Annotated in this window: 19 protein-coding genes; 10 read left to right on the forward strand and 9 right to left on the reverse strand. The window is 65.9% G+C overall.

Annotated elements, in window-relative coordinates; translation table 11 throughout:
* Positions 1–13: 13 nt before the first annotated feature.
* Entirely contained in the window at positions 14–592 is a 579-nt protein-coding gene (locus tag LLW23_RS15365) for an isochorismatase family cysteine hydrolase (RefSeq protein WP_228946366.1), read from the reverse strand.
* Positions 593–645: 53 nt separating this feature from the next.
* A complete protein-coding gene (locus tag LLW23_RS15370) occupies positions 646–1,533 on the reverse strand; it encodes a LysR family transcriptional regulator (RefSeq protein ID WP_228946367.1) in 888 nt (295 codons plus the stop codon).
* A gap of 129 nt (positions 1,534–1,662) precedes the next feature.
* On the opposite strand from LLW23_RS15370, the gene LLW23_RS15375 reads away from it, so the two are divergent.
* A complete protein-coding gene (locus LLW23_RS15375) occupies positions 1,663–2,376 on the forward strand; it encodes a pirin family protein (RefSeq protein ID WP_228946368.1) in 714 nt (237 codons plus the stop codon).
* Positions 2,377–2,507: 131 nt separating this feature from the next.
* Positions 2,508–3,110, forward strand: coding sequence for an NAD(P)H:quinone oxidoreductase (wrbA, locus tag LLW23_RS15380; protein ID WP_228946369.1), 603 nt, complete (start codon positions 2,508–2,510; stop codon positions 3,108–3,110).
* 80 nt (positions 3,111–3,190) lie between these two features.
* Here the strand turns inward: wrbA and LLW23_RS15385 are convergent, their stop codons facing one another.
* A complete protein-coding gene (locus LLW23_RS15385; RefSeq protein ID WP_228946370.1) occupies positions 3,191–3,946 on the reverse strand; it encodes a M15 family metallopeptidase in 756 nt (251 codons plus the stop codon).
* A 48-nt stretch (positions 3,947–3,994) separates the two neighbouring features.
* On the opposite strand from LLW23_RS15385, the gene LLW23_RS15390 reads away from it, so the two are divergent.
* Together LLW23_RS15390 and LLW23_RS15395 are read left to right on the forward strand one after the other, a co-directional pair.
* Positions 3,995–4,690 carry an RluA family pseudouridine synthase gene (locus LLW23_RS15390; RefSeq protein WP_228946371.1) on the forward strand — a complete coding sequence of 232 codons (696 nt, stop codon included), beginning with the start codon at positions 3,995–3,997 and terminating at the stop codon, positions 4,688–4,690.
* A 114-nt stretch (positions 4,691–4,804) separates the two neighbouring features.
* Entirely contained in the window at positions 4,805–5,260 is a 456-nt protein-coding gene (locus LLW23_RS15395; protein ID WP_228946372.1) for a DUF983 domain-containing protein, read from the forward strand.
* A gap of 56 nt (positions 5,261–5,316) precedes the next feature.
* On the opposite strand, the gene arfB is transcribed toward LLW23_RS15395, so the two are convergent.
* Positions 5,317–5,739: an alternative ribosome rescue aminoacyl-tRNA hydrolase ArfB gene (gene arfB / locus LLW23_RS15400; RefSeq protein ID WP_228946373.1), complete on the reverse strand. Its 423-nt coding sequence runs from the start codon at positions 5,737–5,739 to the stop codon at positions 5,317–5,319.
* Between the two features lie 118 nt (positions 5,740–5,857).
* Here arfB and LLW23_RS15405 point away from each other — a divergent pair, with 118 nt between their 5' ends.
* Positions 5,858–6,223, forward strand: a complete 366-nt coding sequence (locus LLW23_RS15405) for a hypothetical protein (RefSeq protein WP_228946374.1) — start codon at positions 5,858–5,860, stop codon at positions 6,221–6,223.
* 129 nt (positions 6,224–6,352) lie between these two features.
* Positions 6,353–7,375, forward strand: coding sequence for a helix-turn-helix transcriptional regulator (locus LLW23_RS15410; protein WP_228946375.1), 1,023 nt, complete (start codon positions 6,353–6,355; stop codon positions 7,373–7,375).
* On the opposite strand, the gene LLW23_RS15415 is transcribed toward LLW23_RS15410, so the two are convergent.
* Both LLW23_RS15415 and LLW23_RS15420 read right to left on the reverse strand, forming a co-directional pair.
* Positions 7,368–8,561, reverse strand: coding sequence for a mechanosensitive ion channel family protein (locus LLW23_RS15415; protein ID WP_228946376.1), 1,194 nt, complete (start codon positions 8,559–8,561; stop codon positions 7,368–7,370). The two genes, LLW23_RS15410 and LLW23_RS15415, sit on opposite strands and share 8 nt — an antisense overlap.
* Positions 8,562–8,574: 13 nt before the next feature.
* The gene (locus LLW23_RS15420) at positions 8,575–9,585 is read right to left on the reverse strand and encodes a DNA topoisomerase IB (protein ID WP_228946377.1); all 1,011 of its coding nucleotides are present in this window, start codon (positions 9,583–9,585) and stop codon (positions 8,575–8,577) included.
* Positions 9,586–9,692: 107 nt separating this feature from the next.
* Here LLW23_RS15420 and LLW23_RS15425 point away from each other — a divergent pair, with 107 nt between their 5' ends.
* The 4 genes from LLW23_RS15425 to LLW23_RS15440 all read left to right on the forward strand — a co-directional run bounded on the left by LLW23_RS15425 (position 9,693) and on the right by LLW23_RS15440 (position 12,989).
* Positions 9,693–10,244, forward strand: a complete 552-nt coding sequence (locus tag LLW23_RS15425) for a type 1 glutamine amidotransferase domain-containing protein (RefSeq protein ID WP_228946378.1) — start codon at positions 9,693–9,695, stop codon at positions 10,242–10,244.
* A gap of 61 nt (positions 10,245–10,305) precedes the next feature.
* Positions 10,306–11,082 (forward strand): formate dehydrogenase accessory sulfurtransferase FdhD, encoded by a 777-nt coding sequence (fdhD, locus tag LLW23_RS15430; protein ID WP_228946379.1) that lies wholly within the window; start codon positions 10,306–10,308, stop codon positions 11,080–11,082.
* 93 nt (positions 11,083–11,175) lie between these two features.
* Positions 11,176–11,922, forward strand: coding sequence for an SDR family NAD(P)-dependent oxidoreductase (locus LLW23_RS15435; RefSeq protein WP_228946380.1), 747 nt, complete (start codon positions 11,176–11,178; stop codon positions 11,920–11,922).
* Positions 11,922–12,989: an ecdysteroid 22-kinase family protein gene (locus LLW23_RS15440; protein ID WP_228946381.1), complete on the forward strand. Its 1,068-nt coding sequence runs from the start codon at positions 11,922–11,924 to the stop codon at positions 12,987–12,989. Before LLW23_RS15435 ends, LLW23_RS15440 begins: the two co-directional genes overlap by 1 nt.
* Positions 12,990–13,027: 38 nt before the next feature.
* Here the strand turns inward: LLW23_RS15440 and LLW23_RS15445 are convergent, their stop codons facing one another.
* The 3 genes from LLW23_RS15445 to LLW23_RS15455 form a co-directional block, all read right to left on the reverse strand.
* The gene (locus tag LLW23_RS15445; RefSeq protein ID WP_228946382.1) at positions 13,028–13,384 is read right to left on the reverse strand and encodes a hypothetical protein; all 357 of its coding nucleotides are present in this window, start codon (positions 13,382–13,384) and stop codon (positions 13,028–13,030) included.
* Positions 13,385–13,588: 204 nt separating this feature from the next.
* Positions 13,589–14,494 carry an alpha/beta fold hydrolase gene (locus LLW23_RS15450; RefSeq protein ID WP_228946383.1) on the reverse strand — a complete coding sequence of 302 codons (906 nt, stop codon included), beginning with the start codon at positions 14,492–14,494 and terminating at the stop codon, positions 13,589–13,591.
* Positions 14,491–15,282, reverse strand: a complete 792-nt coding sequence (locus LLW23_RS15455; RefSeq protein ID WP_228946384.1) for an SDR family NAD(P)-dependent oxidoreductase — start codon at positions 15,280–15,282, stop codon at positions 14,491–14,493. Before LLW23_RS15455 ends, LLW23_RS15450 begins: the two co-directional genes overlap by 4 nt.
* Positions 15,283–15,372 lie beyond the last annotated feature (90 nt).

The following is a 15,372-nucleotide window of genomic DNA, read 5'->3' on the forward strand; positions in this document are numbered from 1 at the left end:
TGGTTGCACCGGGTCAGGAGGCGGTGGTCTTCGGCGTTCTCGCGAGCCAGGCGTCGAGCGTAAGATCGGCGGTCGAGCAGGTCTCTGCGCTCATCCCGTTTGCCATGATCTCCAGCGCCCAGTGCGATCGCTCGCGCTCCTGCGATGCGACCGCGTCGCGCGGCACCCACAGATCATATTCGCGCATGTGCGCATCCGCCGCGGTGAAGAGCACGCAGATATCGGCCGCCACACCAACGAGGATCAACCGCGAGACGTTCAGCCGCGGCAGCAGCGCAGGCAGTGTGGTCGCGTAGAAACCCGAGGATTCGGGCTTGATGACGAAATAGTCCTGCGGGCCGGGCTTCAGCGCCTGCGCGAATGACGCACCGCCGCCTTCACCGATCCAGGCGATGATGTCGCTCGGCTCGTCGTGCCAGCGGCCGTAATTGTCGTTGACGTAGATGACCGGCACGTCGCTCGCCGCGGCTTGCCGGCGGAGCGAGGCGATCGGCGCAACGAGGTCGGCGACCGCCTCCTTCAATCCACCACCGCCGTCGAAGTCGAAGGTGTTGAGAACATCGATGACGAGGATTGCGGCCGTGCTTGGCATGCTCCGCTGGTAGCGGCCGCGCGTGCGGCGACAACGACTTGGATCAGTAGCGTTCAGTCGCGCAGGTGATCGGCGAGGAAGGCGATCAGCGCCTCCACGCGTGCGGGCCGCAGCGGGCTCGGCGGGGTGAGCAGGTGCAGGCCGACCGGCGCGGCACGCCATTCGGGCAGCAGCTCGACCACCGCGCCTGTCTCCAGCGTATCGCCCAGGATGAACGCCGGCAGGCGCGTGATCCCGAGTCCGGCGACCAGCGCGGGGAGCAGCGCTTCGCCGCTGTTGGCCGAGATCGGCCCCTCGGCCTTGACCGACACCTCAACCCCGCCCGCACCGCGGAAGCGCCACGGGCCATTGATGTTGGTATAGCCGAGCAGCGCGTGATCGCCGAGCTGGCCCGGATGCGTTGGCGTGCCATGCGCCGCCAGATAGGATGGCGCCGCCACCAGATACGTCTGGATCGTGCAAAGCCGTCGCGCGCGCAGCGAGCTGTCGGGCAGTTCGGCGATGCGTAGCGCGATATCGAAGCCCTCGGCCACGATATCGACGCGCGCGTCCGACAGATGAAGGTCGATCTCGATCCCGGGATGCGCGGCGAGGAAGTCGGCAAGCAACGGCGCGATCTTGCCGACACCGAACGTCATCGGCGCAGCGAGCCGGATGCGGCCGGCCGGCGCGCTCGCCGCATCGCGTGCCGCTTCCTCGGCGACATGCGCAGACGCGAGGATCAGCGCGGCGTGCTCGGCGAGCGGGCGCCCCGCCTCAGTCAGCGCGAGCCGGCGCGACGTGCGGTGGAACAGCGACTGGCCGATATCCGCCTCGAGCCGCGAGACCGCCTTCGAGATCGTCGCCTTGCTGAGGCCCAGCGCGTCGGCGGCGGCGGTGAACGAGCGATGTTCGGCAACAGTGGCGAAGATTGCCCAGGCTTCGAGATCGGGCAGGCGCATGCGTTTCCTCCACTCCCCCCGAACTGACTCGGGCCACGATGCTTAGTTTCGGCAACAATCCGTTTCAATCGTTTCTGTTTTCGTCGTGCGTCGCGCTTCCTATCTCCGTTTTAACAGATGGAGGTTCCAATGACCGACACACGTACTCGTATCGATCGCCGCTCGTTCGAAAGCCTTGGCCATGCCAATCATGGCTGGCTCGACGCGCGGCATCATTTCAGCTTCGCCAATTACTACGATCCCGACCGCATGGGTTGGGGCGCGATCCGCGTCTGGAACGATGACACGATCGCGGCGCAGAATGGCTTCCCGCCACACCCGCACCGCGACATGGAGATCATCACCTACGTCCGCTCGGGCGCGATCACGCATCAGGATTCGCTCGGCAACAAGGGCCGCACCGGCGCTGGCGACGTTCAGGTGATGAGCGCCGGCAGCGGCGTGCGCCATGCCGAATACAATCTCGAGAACGAACCCACGACGCTGTTCCAGATCTGGATCGAGCCGCGCGCCAAGGGCGGCAGCCCGAGCTGGGGCGCCAAGCCGTTCCCCAAGGGTGATCGGTCGGGCCGCTTCGTGACGCTGGCGAGCGGCTTTGCGGAGGATGCCGAGGCGCTGCCGATCCGCGCCGACGCCCGCGTGATGGGCGCGACGCTGAAGGCGGGCGAGACCGTCACGCATGTCGTGGGCGAGGGGCGCCATGCGTATCTCGTCCCCGCGACCGGCGCGATCACCATCGATGGCGCGCCGTTCGCGGCACGCGACGGTGCGGCGCTGGAAGGCGGAACGTACGCGATCACGGCGGTCGAAGACGCCGAGCTGGTGATGGTGGACTCGGAGTGACCCAAACTCCCCTCCCGCTTGCGGGAGGGGTCGGGGGAGGGGCTGTCCTCCCCCACAACCTCAGGGGCTTGAGACAAGCCCTTCCCTAACCCCTCCCGCAAGCGGGAGCGGGATCTTGCTGGAGCATTTCCATGACGAAGGTTCTCGTTCTATATTATTCGTCCTACGGCCACCTTGCGACGATGGCTGATGCCGTCGCGGAAGGCGCACGGGCCGGTGGCGCCGAAGTAGACGTCCGCCGCGTGCCCGAGACCGCGCCCAAGGAAGTTGCCGAAAAGGCCGGCTTCCGCGTCGATGACACGCACCCCGAGATCGAGGGCGTCAACGCGCTCGCCGATTACGACGCGATCATCATCGGCGCGCCGACACGCTTCGGCCGCGTGCCCAGCCAGATGGCGGCGTTCCTCGATCAGGCCGGCGGCCTGTGGGCGAGCGGCGCGCTCAACGGCAAGGTCGGCGGCGCGTTCACTTCGACCGCGAGCCAGCACGGCGGGCAGGAAACCACGTTGTTTTCGATCATCACCAACCTGCTGCATTTCGGCATGACCATCGTCGGGCTGGACTATGGCTATCAGGCGCAGATGACGCTCGACGCGGTTCACGGTGGTTCGCCTTATGGCGCGTCGACGCTCGCCGGCGGCGACGGCAGCCGCCAGCCGAGCGAAATCGACCTCGGCGGCGCACGCTACCAGGGCCAGCGGATTGCCGAGACTGCGGCGAAGCTGAAGGCGTAACTGTTCCCCGGCGAAGGCCGGGGTCCAGTATCGAGCCGGTAGCAACTGGGCCCCGGCCTTCGCCGGGGAACAGAAGAAGATCAGCGCCGCTCCCGCTTCTTGCGCTTCTTCTTTCCCTCGGGCTCCGGCGGCGCGAACGTCGGGGTAACCGGCGGCGGAACTACCTTCGGCAGCACCGGATCGATCGCCGGGTTCGCCGGAAATGCCTTGCGCGCGCGGGCGAACAGAAAGCGCGCGCGGGCAGCGCCTGGCACCGCGGCGCTGGTGCCGACCCAGCGCCAGTGCCACGGCTCCCACTTCACATTCTGCTTGTTGCTCGTCGGGAACGATAGTTCGAAGCCGAAGCGCGGCGCGTTGGCGGTCAGCCAGCGGAAGCCCGGCTTGGCCGCCATGCACGCCTCGGCATCGGGGCAGCCATCGGCGGGTCGCACGGTGAAATCGAGCGCATAGCCGGTGGCATGCTCGCTATGCCCCGGCGGCGCGGCGGAGATCGCGCGGTCGAGGCCATTGGCGCTTTCGCGCGTGCGGCAGAAGGTCGCTTGCTGGCGCTGGAGCGAGCGGTGGCAGGACAGCGCATAGAGCTGGCCCTGTACCGCCGGATCGCCCGCCGCCGCGGAGAGCAATCGTTCGAGATCCGCAAGCGCTTCGGCGCGCAGCTTGCAGCCATTGATCGAGCGCCCCGGCGCGACGTTCAACAACACGTCCGGCGAAGCATCGCCATAGGGCAGGTGGCCGAGCGCGCGCCCGTCCGCGCCGATTGGCACGCTCACCCCATCGCACAATTGCGCCTGCGCGGGCGCGGCAGTGATCAAAAGAGCAAGAACCAGCCGGCGCATCGGACACTGCTCTGGCCTCGCGGGCCCGGTGATGGCAAGGGCCGCGGCATGATAGGCGACCGGGTGCTCTTCCTCGACGGCGAGGCGTTGGTGATCGACAAGCCTGCAGGCTTGCCGGTCGATCGTCCGCGTGACGGGGCGATCAGCCTCGAGAATCACATGTCGAACCTGACGTTCGGCTTCCATCGCTGGCCAAAACCGGTGCATCGGCTCGATCGCGACACCAGCGGCTGCCTGCTCCTGTCGCGCAATCCCAAGGCGCATGCGAAATTGCAGCAGGCGTTCGAGGCTGGCACGGTGAGCAAACGCTATCTCGCGATCCTCGATGGCGTGCCCGAGGGCGAGAGCGGCGAGATCGATTTCCCGCTCGGCAAGGTATCTACGATCGAGCACGGCTGGCGGATGACGCAGGATCCCGCGGGCAAATCGTCGCGCACCGCGTGGCGGCTATTGACGGTGCAGGACGGGCGCGCGCTGGTCGAGTTCCGTCCATCGACTGGCCGTACGCACCAGATCCGCGTCCATGCGCTTGAGGGGCTGGGTGTCGCGGTGCTCGGTGATCCGACATACGGCAGCGCGCACAAGGCCGGGATGATGCTTCACGCCGCGACGCTGATCGTGCCGCGCGCCGGCAAGCCCGATGTTGCGGCCGAAGCGCCTTGGCCGCCGCGTTTCAACGACGTGGGATTTGCAGAGATCGGCCGCGAATCGGCCGCTACCGATGAGGCGGAGGCCACCGGCTAAGATCGCCCGATTGCGGGCCTTTCCTGATCGTCCTTCGTTGCACCGCTCCGCAAGATCTCGGGGTGCGACATTATGTCCAATGTCACGCTGTGCAATTGCGCGATAGGACGGGCGATGATCGAAAATGACCGCCTGATTTCAGCAGAAAGCACAGGCAAAGAGAAGTTCGGCTGGATTTTGCGATCGGGTTGGAAGGGGTCGTGCCCCCGGTGCGGCAAGGGCCATATGTTCAAGTCGTGGTTGAAGATCACCGATCGGTGCGAAGTGTGCAGCCTGGACTATCGGTTTGCGAGTCCCGACGATGGCCCCGCGTTTTTCTCGCTTTGTATCGTGGCGTTTCCGTTGGCCTTTTTCGTCGTGTGGATACAGGTCGCGTTCGAGCCTCCGTGGTGGGTTCACCTGTTTACCTCTGTGCCGGTGATGTTGCTCGGCTGCCTTTTGCCGCTTCGCCCGATCAAGGGTTGGCTCGTCGCGTCGCAGTATGTGAACCGAGCACAGGAAGCCGGTTCGCATGTGCTCTGGGCGCAGCTTCATGGAAGCGACGCTTCAAAGAGCGAGTTCGACCAGTAACCTAATGGGCCGGGACGACGTCCGCTTCAACCAACGCGCGACATTCACACCGCGTCTCAGTCGATCGGTTTCCGCCGGTTCGTCTTGACCGTCGAGCGTTTGACTTTGGCATCCACACGGCGGGTTTGAGATGCCTTGGTCGGCTTCGTCGGCCGGCGCTTTTTCGGTACGATCGTCGCTTGCTGGATCATCGCGATCAATCGCTCGCGCACCTCCTGACGGTTGAGCAGTTGCGAACGCGATCCTTCTGACCGCAGCACAAGCGCTCCGTCTCGCGTCATCCTGCTGCCGGCGATCGTGGCCAGCCGGTGCTTCACGGCTTCGGGCAGCGACGGCGAATTTGCCACGTCGAACCGCAGAATGACCGCGCTATCGGTCGTGTTGACGTGCTGGCCGCCGGGACCACCCGAGCGCGTGGTCGTCTCGACCAGTTCGTCACTGTCGATCGAGATCGAACGGGTGATTGGGATCGCGACCATAAAGCGTCATGCTGTGACAGGCATCTCCAGCGCAAGCCGTTGTACGCCTTTGCACCACCCATATTGAAGCCGCGGCAGCGTGTATTATATTCGCGATACACCGATCGATAGGACCGCAATGGCGAAGAAGGACAAGAAGGGTTTCCGGATCCCCAAGGAGATTGGCGGGATCAAGGTGCCTAAGGAAGCACGCCGCGCGGGCGAGGCGTTGATCGAGAAGGTCAACACGCCGGCCGGTCGTCAGGCGCTCGCCTCCGGCCTCGCGATGGCGGCGACGGTCGCAGCAGCTGCTGCGGCGAAGCAGGCGCGCGGACCAGCCTCAGCAACGCCAACCGGCGATCAACCGGGATCGCAAAGTGCCCAGGGCGGCCCGGAGAAGCCCGGTCAGGCAGGCACCGCCGGGCCAGCCGATCCGCAGCAGATGGCGGACATGCTGGGCCAGGCGGCAAGCGCGTTCATGACTAGGATGTTCGGCGCGCGCTGAGGACAAGCCGCTATGGCGCCACGCTGATTCTTGCGTTAGGTCACCCGCGGGGGATCTAAACGGGGCGTGCGACAGCGGGAAGCTTTGTCGGAGGCATTTCTCGCTGCGGCAGTTGAGCCGGAGCGATGGATGGCCGCGCTTGCGCAACTCGCCGATGCGACCGGATCGGATCATGCGCAGCTGATCGGGATCGGCCGCGATTATTCGCTCGGCTTCAATTGGGTCAGCGGCATGACGCCAGCGGCGCATGCGATGTTCGATCGCGACGAGTTGGTGACGCCGCAAACCAATTTCCGCGTCGCGGCAGGTGTGACCGCGCGCGCCGATGCGATCGTGCGCGAGGATCACTACGATGCGGTGAAGTCACAGCTGGTCGATGACGTCTATCTCGATCTGTGCAGCGATTTGCGCATTCCTTATGGGTGCCAGACCAACCTGCGCGTAGATGGCGGCGGGTTGATCGGCTTCGCGTTGCTGCGCTCGCAACGGACGGGGCCAACCACGATCGAGACCGAGACGCTGTTCACCGAAGTGCGCGATGCGGCCGCGGCCGCCACATCGCTGCAAGTGGCGCTCGAGCGAGAAGGGCACCGGTTGGTCGCTGGCGGGTTCGATGCGATGGGCACCGCCTGTTTCGTGCTCGATCGCCACATGGCTGTGCGCGCCGTCACCGCCGCCGCGGAGGAATTGCTGCACCAGGGCGTTGTCCGGCTGAACGACGGGCGCCTCGGCCTTCCGTCCGCTGCCGAGGAACGACGGCTCGGCAGCGCGCTTGCAGCGGTCGGGGAAGGGCGGTCGCTCGCCGCGAGCATCGCCGTGCCGGACGGGGCGGGGGTGATGATGCTCAAGCTGCATCGCCTGCCGGCGCGCGAATGGAACATGGGTTTTGCGCCGTTCGCACTTCTCGTGGCGAAGCGACCGAGCCGTCCGAGCGCGCAAGACCTGAGCTTCCTGCGCGATCATTATGCGCTGACGGCGAGCGAGGCGGAGATCGCGCTGATGCTACGCGCCGGCCACGCCCGCGAGGCGATCTGCACCGTGCGAGGGATCACCCGCGAAACGCTGCGGAGCCATTTGCGCTCGCTGTTCGCAAAGATGGGCGTCGCGCGCGAGACCGAGGCGATCCACCTGCTGCACGCACTACTCAGTTGATTCGATCGCTCGCCGAGTTGCCCGAGACTTCGTGGACTGGCTGTACCTGTGCGTAGGGCATGACGAGCCGTCCATCGGGGGCGGCGGTGTAGGTGGTTTGCGTCGGGAAGGGGATATTGATCCCTTCGGCCACGAAGCGGCGGTAGATCGCGAGGCCGACCTTCGTTCGCGCCGCATAAGCATGCTCAAAATCCGGAAACGGCGTATCGAATTCCAGCTCGAAATCGAGCGACGAGGCACCGTAAGCGACGAAGCCGCAGCGAATGAACACCTGCTCCTGCTGCTCCACCACTTCCTGGAGCATCGCCGGCAGACGATCGAGCACGTCGAGGTCTGTCTCATAGGCGACGCCGATGGCCAGCTTCGTGCGGCGCCGGTCGCGCCGCGTGTTGTTGACGATTTCCTTGTCGAGCAGGTTCTTGTTCGAGATGATCCGCTCTTCGCCATTTACGCCGCGGATGCGGGTCGACTTCAGGCCGATCTCCTCGACGTTGCCCGAGCTGGTATCGTACATGATCATATCGCCGCGGCGGAACGGGCGGTCGAAGATGATCGCGAGTGCGGCAAACAGGTCCGCGAAGATGCCCTGCGCGGCAAGACCGATCGCGATGCCGCCGACGCCCAGACCGGCGACGAGGCCAGTGACGTTCACGCCGAGATTGTCGAGCACCACCACCAGCGCAATCGCGAAGACGACGATCGTCACGAGCAGGCGGATCAGCCCCATCGCATTCATCAGCGCTTCGCCCGAGTAATTCTCGGATCGAGTGCGATGCTCGATCGCACCGAGGATCAGTTCGCGCGCCCAGGTTGCCGCCTGGAACACGGCAGCCAGCGTGAACAGGAAGTTGATCGTCGTCGTCACGATCACTGGCGGATCGGCGTAACCGCCCACCAGCTTTGCCGCGACTAGGACGATGAAGAAGGTGCTGGTGCGCTGGATCGCCTTGCCGAAGATTGCAGCCCAGCCCTTGCCCGAGTTCGAGCGCCGCGCGAGCTTGGGCCCCAGGTTGCGTAGCCACAACAACCCGAGGGCGAGCGCGGTGCCGATGGCAGCGGCAATCGCCACCTGCAACCAGTGTTCGCCGATCCAGTCGCTGGTCGATGTCCACAAGGTCTGCATCTGCTGCTGCACGTCGCCCGCCGAAATCTTCGGCAGGGCCGCAGCACTCTTGTTGGTCGTCATGGTCTCTTTCTGATCAGGCCGCTTCTTGCGCCGATGGCACCTCGCCGGTGTCGAGGAACGCGATCAACCCGCGTTCGGCGCGGCTGAGCCAGCGCGTCGAGCGGGGGAGATGCAATGCGGCACGGAATTCTTCCTGGCCCTCTTTCACAAGCGCGATGAGCGCGGGATGAACATAGGATTTGCGCGCGATCGCTGGCGTGTTGCCAAGTCGCTCTGTCACTGGTGCAAGCATCGTCTTGAGACTGATGTTCTTCTTGGCGGCCGACAGCGCCTCGAAGGCAATGGCGCTCGCGCCCCAGGTGCGGAAATGCTTCGCAGTAAAGTCCCCGCCGGTCGCCTCCTTGATGTAAGTGTTGACGTCACCCGACGTCACCGGTCGCGGTTCGCCCGTGGCATCGACATATTGGAACAGCTTCTGGCCGGGCAGATCCTGGCACTTCTTCACGAACCGCGCGAGGCTGCCGTCGTTGATCGTCAACGTCTTGAGTTTGCCCGATTTCGCTTTGTACTGCAGCCGCAGCCTGCTGCCGCGGATCTCGGCGTGTCGATCGCGAAGGGTGGTGACGCCGAAACTCTTGTTGCTCTTGGCATACACCTCGTTGCCGATGCGCAGGTGGCCGACATCGAGCAACTTGACGATCGCCGCGATCGTCTTCTCCTTCGAATGCCCACGGCTCGCAAGATCCACCTCGACCCGCGCCCGCAGCTTGGGCAGCGCACGGCCGAACGAGCCGCACAGATTATACTTCTCGTCCTCGCGCGCGGCGCGGAATTCGGCGTGATAGCGATATTGCTTGCGCCCCTTCTCGTCCCAGCCGACCGCCTGAATGTGGCCGTTGGGGTCGGGGCAGAACCATGCGTCGCGGTAAGCCGGCGGCAGCCCGATCGCATTCAGCCGTTCGATCTCGTCCCGATCGGTGATGCGCGCGCCGGCGGGATCGAAATAGCCCCAGCCATGGCGCATCTTGCGCCGGGTGATGCCGGGTTCCTCGTCGTCATGATAAATGATCGCTGCGCTCGCCACTCATACCTCCGCACGGGCTCCGGAAATGCACGGGCCGTCGCGCCGGTTCCGGAACGCCTTCGCGCGGTGGAGGGTTGAGGGGTCAACCCCGATAGGAGTTTTCTGACATGGCCGATATTTCCCACGCGCGCGTGCTGATCCTCGCCACCGACGGTTTCGAGGATTCCGAACTGTTCGATCCCCGCCAGGCGCTGCTCGACGCTGGCGTCCAAGTCACGCTCGCCTCGATCAAGACCGATCCGATCCAGGGCGTGAAGAACGACAGCGAACCAACGCGCACGATCACGCCCGACATGACGCTCGATCAGGTCGATACGGAGGAATTTGACGCGCTGCTGCTGCCCGGCGGGCTTGGCAATCCGGACAAGATGCGGATGGAGGAGCGCGCCGTCGCGATCGTCGGCGAGTTCATGGACGACGCCAAGATCGTCGCGGCGATCTGCCACGCGCCGTGGTTGCTGGTCGAGGCGGACGTGGTCGATGGCCGCCGCGTGACGAGCTGGCCGTCGGTGCGCACCGATCTGGAAAATGCCGGCGCCGAAGTGGAAGACGAGGAAGTCGTGATCGACGGCAATCTCATCACGAGCCGAAAGCCCGGCGACGTCCCCGCCTTCAGCCGCGCGCTGATCGAGGCGCTCCAGGACGAAGTCGAAGACTGACGACAGGAAGGCTGAGGACAAGCGCTTGCCCGGCACCGCGCCACCGCGCACGGTGCCGGGCATGAGCAATCCAGCAGCAGTTGACCAAGCCTTCCGCCGCGTCGCCGCCGAGGGAGCGGTAACGGACGTAACGCGCGCGATTGCCAATGAAATGCCGATCGCGATCGAATGCAATGGCATCGCTTACGCCGTCCTCATGGCGAGCCCCGATGCGATCGAGGATCTCGCTTACGGCTTCGCACTGGGCGAACGCTTGATCGACGGTACGGACGACATCCGGGGGATCGACCTGCACCCAGTCGCGACGGGGATCGTCGCCCGGCTCACGCTGGCGCGCCGCGTCGCCGACCGGATCGGCGCACGGGTGCGGCATCGCAGCTCGGACGCGTCGTGCGGCTTGTGCGGCGTCGAGACGCTCGACCAGGCGCTCCGCCCGCTGCCGCCCGCCGCCCGCTGGGACGGTGAGGACGACGCCGTGTTCCGCGCCTATCACGCCTTGTGCGAGCTCCAGCCGCTGAACGCTGCGACCGGCGCGGTTCACGGCGCTGCGGCGTGCGCGCGCGACGGCACGATCGGCCTCGTGCGCGAGGATGTCGGGCGGCACAATGCCTTCGATAAACTGATAGGCGCGATGCTGCGGAGCGGGCAGGGGTGGGACGGCGGCTTTGCGTTGCTTACTTCGCGCTGCTCGTACGAGCTGGTGGAGAAAGCCGTGCTCGCCGGCTGCCCGATGCTCGCGACGATTTCGGCGCCGACGCAACTGGCGGTGACGCGTGCCGCAGAGGCGGGGCTGGCGCTGCGCACGCTGGTGCGCGGGGATGCGCTGCTGGCGACGTAGCGGAGCAATCGGCCGCGCTTGCAGCAGCGCGCGCAATCGGCATAACGGCGCACTAAGTCAGCCGGCTTACGATCGGCGATGCAAGGAGATGATATGCCCCAGCCGCACCCGCTGTTCGACCTGACTGGCAAGGTGGCGTTGATCACCGGCGGCTCGCGCGGGCTGGGGCGCGAAATGGCGCTCGCCTTCGCCGATGCCGGCGCGGACGTGATTGTCTCCAGCCGCAAGGCCGACGCCTGCGAAGTGGTGGTCGCCGAGATCATCGCCAAGGGCCGCCGCGCCGTCGCCATCCCGGCACATGCCGCGAAGTGGGACGAGATGGACACGCTCGCCGACGCTGCCTGGAACGCCTTCGGCCGGCTCGACATCCTCGTCGCCAATGCCGGCATGGGTCCGATGGTGCCGAGCCACGAAGTGTCCGAGGCGCTGTTCGACAGCGTCGTCGGGCTGAACTTCAAGGGCCCGTTCCGGCTGATCGCCAACATCGCGCATCGCATGGCTGAAGGCGAGGGCGGCACGATCCTCGCGACCTCGTCGATCGCCTCGTTGCGCCCGACGCCGCAAGTCGTGCCTTATGCCGGCGCCAAGGCCGCGCTCAACGCGATGGTTTCGAGCATGGCGCACGAATACGGCCCCAAGGTGCGGATCAATGCGATCGCCGCCGGCCCCTTCCTCACTGACATCTCGAAGGCGTGGACCGACGAGGCGCGCGAGACGACTGCCAGCGCGATCGGCCGCCCCGGCCGCCCCGACGAGATCGTCACCAGCGCGCTGTATCTCGCCAGCCCCGCATCGAGCTTCGTCACCGGCACCGTCCTGCGCTGCGACGGTGGCTGCTGATGAGTGCCGATCTCGAATCCGGCGCGGTCGATCCCGCATGGCTCACCACGCGGCTGCGCACTGCCGGGCTGATCCGCGACGCGCGCGTAACCGCCGTCACCGCCACGCCCGTCGGCGTCGGCATGCTCGGCGATTCGATCCGCTTCGAGGTGACGTACGATCGCGACGAGGGTGCGCCGTCCTCTTTCGTCGGCAAGTTCGCCAGCGCCGATCCTACCAGCCGCCAGACCGGTGCGGGCTTCGGCCTCTACGAGCGCGAAGTCGGCTTCTATCGCCACCTTGCCGATACCGTCGCGATCCGCAGCCCGCGCTGCCACTCGGCCGAGCACGATCCCGCCGACGGCACCTTCGCGCTGCTGATGGAGGATCTCACTCCCGCGCGATCGGGCAACCAGCTCACCGGCTGCGGTCTCGCCGATGCCGAGCGCGCGATGGAACAGGCCGCCGCGCTCCACGGCCCACGCTGGAACGACGCGAGCTTGCGCGATCATGATTTCCTCAACCAGACCGGCGCGCGTGATTTCGTGATCCGGGTGTTTCCCGATTGCCTCGCCGAATTTCATCGCCGCTACGATGGCGTGCTGGAGCCGGAATATATGGCGGTGTGCGACCGCTACGGCGCGCTGATCGGCAACGCCTTCAACCTTGAGCCGACCAGCTTCACGCTGACCCACGGCGACTTCCGCCTCGACAACATGCTGTTCGACGCGCGCGGCGGCGAGGTGCCGCTGGCGGTGCTCGACTGGCAATCGCCCGCAATCGGGCTGGGCGCGGTGGACGTCGCCTATTTCCTCGGCATGGCGCTTTCGATCGAGGATCGGCGCACGCACGAGCGGCATTTGCTGGAATGCTACCTCGAGCATCTGCGTGGCTATGGCGTCACCGAGTATGATTACGACGCCTTGTACCGCGATTATCGACTGACCTTGCTGTCAGGCGTCTCGACCGCAGTATTCGCCTCCGCCTCGACCAAGCGCACCGAGCGCGGCGACGCGATGTTCCTAGCGATGGCGCGCGGCGGATGCGCGCAGGCGATCGATTGCGATGCGCTGGCGGTGATTGGGTGAGGAGAGTTGGTGGCTGAGCGAACGTTCCCGCCCCCGCCTCAGCGCCAACTGCCTTCGGTCGCAAACGCAATCGTCATCAAAAGCATCAGCAGGCAGAGCAAAGTCGATTGCACCATAACTCCTGTGGCGCACGCTCTGCTTGTAGTGCGTTCTTCGAAACGTTTTCGGATAGCTGCTGCAACTACGGCCAACACCGCCCACATCGTTCCTAGAACAGGAATGATGTAGTCACCCTCTCCTGCAACAGCCATTATCGGAAGTGAGGCGATTGCAGGTAGAACAACGAACGGAGCGGGTGAATAAACACCGGCGAGCATCCTTTTCGATCGCGAACGCGACGTCTGTTTTTCGAGACGCTCGGCCTCCAGCCATGCCTCAGGTCCAATCCGGTTCATTGGTGCTGCATACGCACGACAACCCAACGTCTGCAACGCGCGGTATGCCGCTTTCCCAATCCGTCATGCTGAACTTGTTTCAGCATCCAGCGCGCCACACGCGGTGACGTGGCTTACCGATGGGTGGATCCTGAAACGAGTTCAGGGTGACGGTTCGTGGGGGTGCCTCTCGCTCTCGTCGACGGACGAACGACGGGGCCACCATCACGCCCGCGGCAGCCACTCCTCCACGATCGCATTCACCGCTTCGGGTGCCTCCTGCTGCACCCAGTGTGACACGCCGGGCAGTCGCCGGATCGTCAGGTCGCGCACGTAGCGCTCGGTCCCGTCGAGCGTCTCCAGCCCGAGCGCTTTGTCCTCCTCGCCCCAGACGATCAGCGTCGGCACGTCGACCTTGCCGTCGCCGATGTCCATCGCCGATCGATTGCGCACCGCGGCGCGATACCAGTTGATCATTGCGGTCAGCGCGCCGGGGCGCAGCGCGGCCTTGGCGTAGACGTCGAGCACGTCGCGCGGGAAGCGGCTCTTGTCGACCGCCATGCCGCGGAACGCCTCGCGAATGCCCCGCGCGTCGTTGCGGCGCATCGCCCATTCGGGCAGCCGCGGCAGCTGGAAGAAGGCGATATACCAGCTGCGCTTGCGCTGCGGCCCATGCTTCAGCGCCTCGGCGAAGCAGGCCGGGTGGGGCAGGTTCATCACTACCAGCCGTTCGACCGGGCGCTTTTTCCAGATCGCGAACATCCACGCGATTGCGCCGCCCCAGTCGTGCGCCATCAGGGTGAGCTTCTTCGCACCGCTCGCGTCGAACAGCGCTGCGGCATCCTCGACGATCCGGTCGGCGCGATAGGCCTCGACGCCCGCCGGGCGAGACGAGGCGCCATAGCCGCGCTGGTTGGGCGCCCAGACGCGATAGCCCATGCTGGCGAGCAGCGGCATCTGATACCGCCACGAGAAGTTGAGCTCGGGGAAGCCGTGGAGGCAGAGCACGAGGTGATCGCCGCTGCCCGCCTCCGCCACCTCGAACGTCATGCCGTTCGCCGCGACTTCGCGGATCGTGATCCCGCTGTCGGGCGCGGGCTGCCAGCTCGCGTTGGGGACCGTCCCGGTCATGCCACGATGCTCTCGGCCGCCGCGGCGGCGTAGCGCATGATGTTGGGCTGGCCGGTCCATGCCGATTGCCCGCCATCGGCGACGATGATCGATCCGGTGACGTATGAGGCGGCGTCCGAGGCGAGAAAGGCGATCACCTCGGCCATCTCCTCCGCCGTGCCCGGGCGACCCATCGGGATCGTGTCGTGCCAGTCCGGCTCGAGCCCCGGCATCGCCGTCGCGCCGGCGGTGAGCGGCGTCGCGATCAAACCGGGGCACAGCGCGTTGACGCGGATGCCCTCGCGCGCATGATCGATCGCGAGGCTGCGGGTGTAGTTGATCACGCCAGCCTTCGCGGCGTTGTAGGCGGTGAAGCCATAGTCGCCCGCCAGCCCGGAGATCGAGGCGGTGTTGATGATCGCGGTCTTGCGGCCCGTCATGTGCGGGATCGCCGCGCGGCAAGCGTAGAACACCGCGTTGAGGTCGATCGCGATCACGCGCTCCCAAGTGTCGGGTTCGAGATCGGGGGTGCGGCCGAAGCAACCGATCCCGGCATTGTTGACGAGGATGTCGATCCGCCCATGCGCCGCCACCGTCTGCGCGACGAACGCCTCGACCGCGTGGCGATCCGCGACGTCGGCGGCGATAGCGAGCCCACCGACGTCCGCTGCCACGGCCTGCGCCGCTTCAAGCGCGAGATCCACGACCACCACGTTCGCGCCTTCGCGGGCCAGAAGCCGCGCCGTCGCCGCGCCGATCCCCGAACCGCCGCCGGTGATCACCGCTATCTTGTCCGTGAACCGCATCATTCTCTCCCGATGGACGCCGGTTGATTCGGCGCTCGCTTCAGGCCATCATAACTTTCGTTATGGCCGCCAGGAAGGGTGGCCGAGGAGAGA

It is taken from the genome of Sphingomonas radiodurans, from assembly GCF_020866845.1.
GTDB classification, from domain to species: Bacteria; Pseudomonadota; Alphaproteobacteria; order Sphingomonadales; family Sphingomonadaceae; genus Sphingomonas; species Sphingomonas radiodurans.

Bases quoted from the DNA above. Each gene is read 5' to 3' on its own strand.
- LLW23_RS15365 (WP_228946366.1), bottom strand. From the start codon at position 592: ATGCCAAGCACGGCCGCAATCCTCGTCATCGATGTTCTCAACACCTTC.
- LLW23_RS15370 (WP_228946367.1), bottom strand. From the start codon at position 1,533: ATGCGCCTGCCCGATCTCGAAGCCTGGGCAATCTTCGCCACTGTTGCC.
- LLW23_RS15375 (WP_228946368.1), top strand. From the start codon at position 1,663: ATGACCGACACACGTACTCGTATCGATCGCCGCTCGTTCGAAAGCCTT.
- wrbA (WP_228946369.1), top strand. From the start codon at position 2,508: ATGACGAAGGTTCTCGTTCTATATTATTCGTCCTACGGCCACCTTGCG.
- LLW23_RS15385 (WP_228946370.1), bottom strand. From the start codon at position 3,946: ATGCGCCGGCTGGTTCTTGCTCTTTTGATCACTGCCGCGCCCGCGCAG.
- LLW23_RS15390 (WP_228946371.1), top strand. From the start codon at position 3,995: ATGATAGGCGACCGGGTGCTCTTCCTCGACGGCGAGGCGTTGGTGATC.
- LLW23_RS15395 (WP_228946372.1), top strand. From the start codon at position 4,805: ATGATCGAAAATGACCGCCTGATTTCAGCAGAAAGCACAGGCAAAGAG.
- arfB (WP_228946373.1), bottom strand. From the start codon at position 5,739: ATGGTCGCGATCCCAATCACCCGTTCGATCTCGATCGACAGTGACGAA.
- LLW23_RS15405 (WP_228946374.1), top strand. From the start codon at position 5,858: ATGGCGAAGAAGGACAAGAAGGGTTTCCGGATCCCCAAGGAGATTGGC.
- LLW23_RS15410 (WP_228946375.1), top strand. From the start codon at position 6,353: ATGGCCGCGCTTGCGCAACTCGCCGATGCGACCGGATCGGATCATGCG.
- LLW23_RS15415 (WP_228946376.1), bottom strand. From the start codon at position 8,561: ATGACGACCAACAAGAGTGCTGCGGCCCTGCCGAAGATTTCGGCGGGC.
- LLW23_RS15425 (WP_228946378.1), top strand. From the start codon at position 9,693: ATGGCCGATATTTCCCACGCGCGCGTGCTGATCCTCGCCACCGACGGT.
- fdhD (WP_228946379.1), top strand. From the start codon at position 10,306: ATGAGCAATCCAGCAGCAGTTGACCAAGCCTTCCGCCGCGTCGCCGCC.
- LLW23_RS15435 (WP_228946380.1), top strand. From the start codon at position 11,176: ATGCCCCAGCCGCACCCGCTGTTCGACCTGACTGGCAAGGTGGCGTTG.
- LLW23_RS15440 (WP_228946381.1), top strand. From the start codon at position 11,922: ATGAGTGCCGATCTCGAATCCGGCGCGGTCGATCCCGCATGGCTCACC.
- LLW23_RS15445 (WP_228946382.1), bottom strand. From the start codon at position 13,384: ATGAACCGGATTGGACCTGAGGCATGGCTGGAGGCCGAGCGTCTCGAA.
- LLW23_RS15450 (WP_228946383.1), bottom strand. From the start codon at position 14,494: ATGACCGGGACGGTCCCCAACGCGAGCTGGCAGCCCGCGCCCGACAGC.
- LLW23_RS15455 (WP_228946384.1), bottom strand. From the start codon at position 15,282: ATGATGCGGTTCACGGACAAGATAGCGGTGATCACCGGCGGCGGTTCG.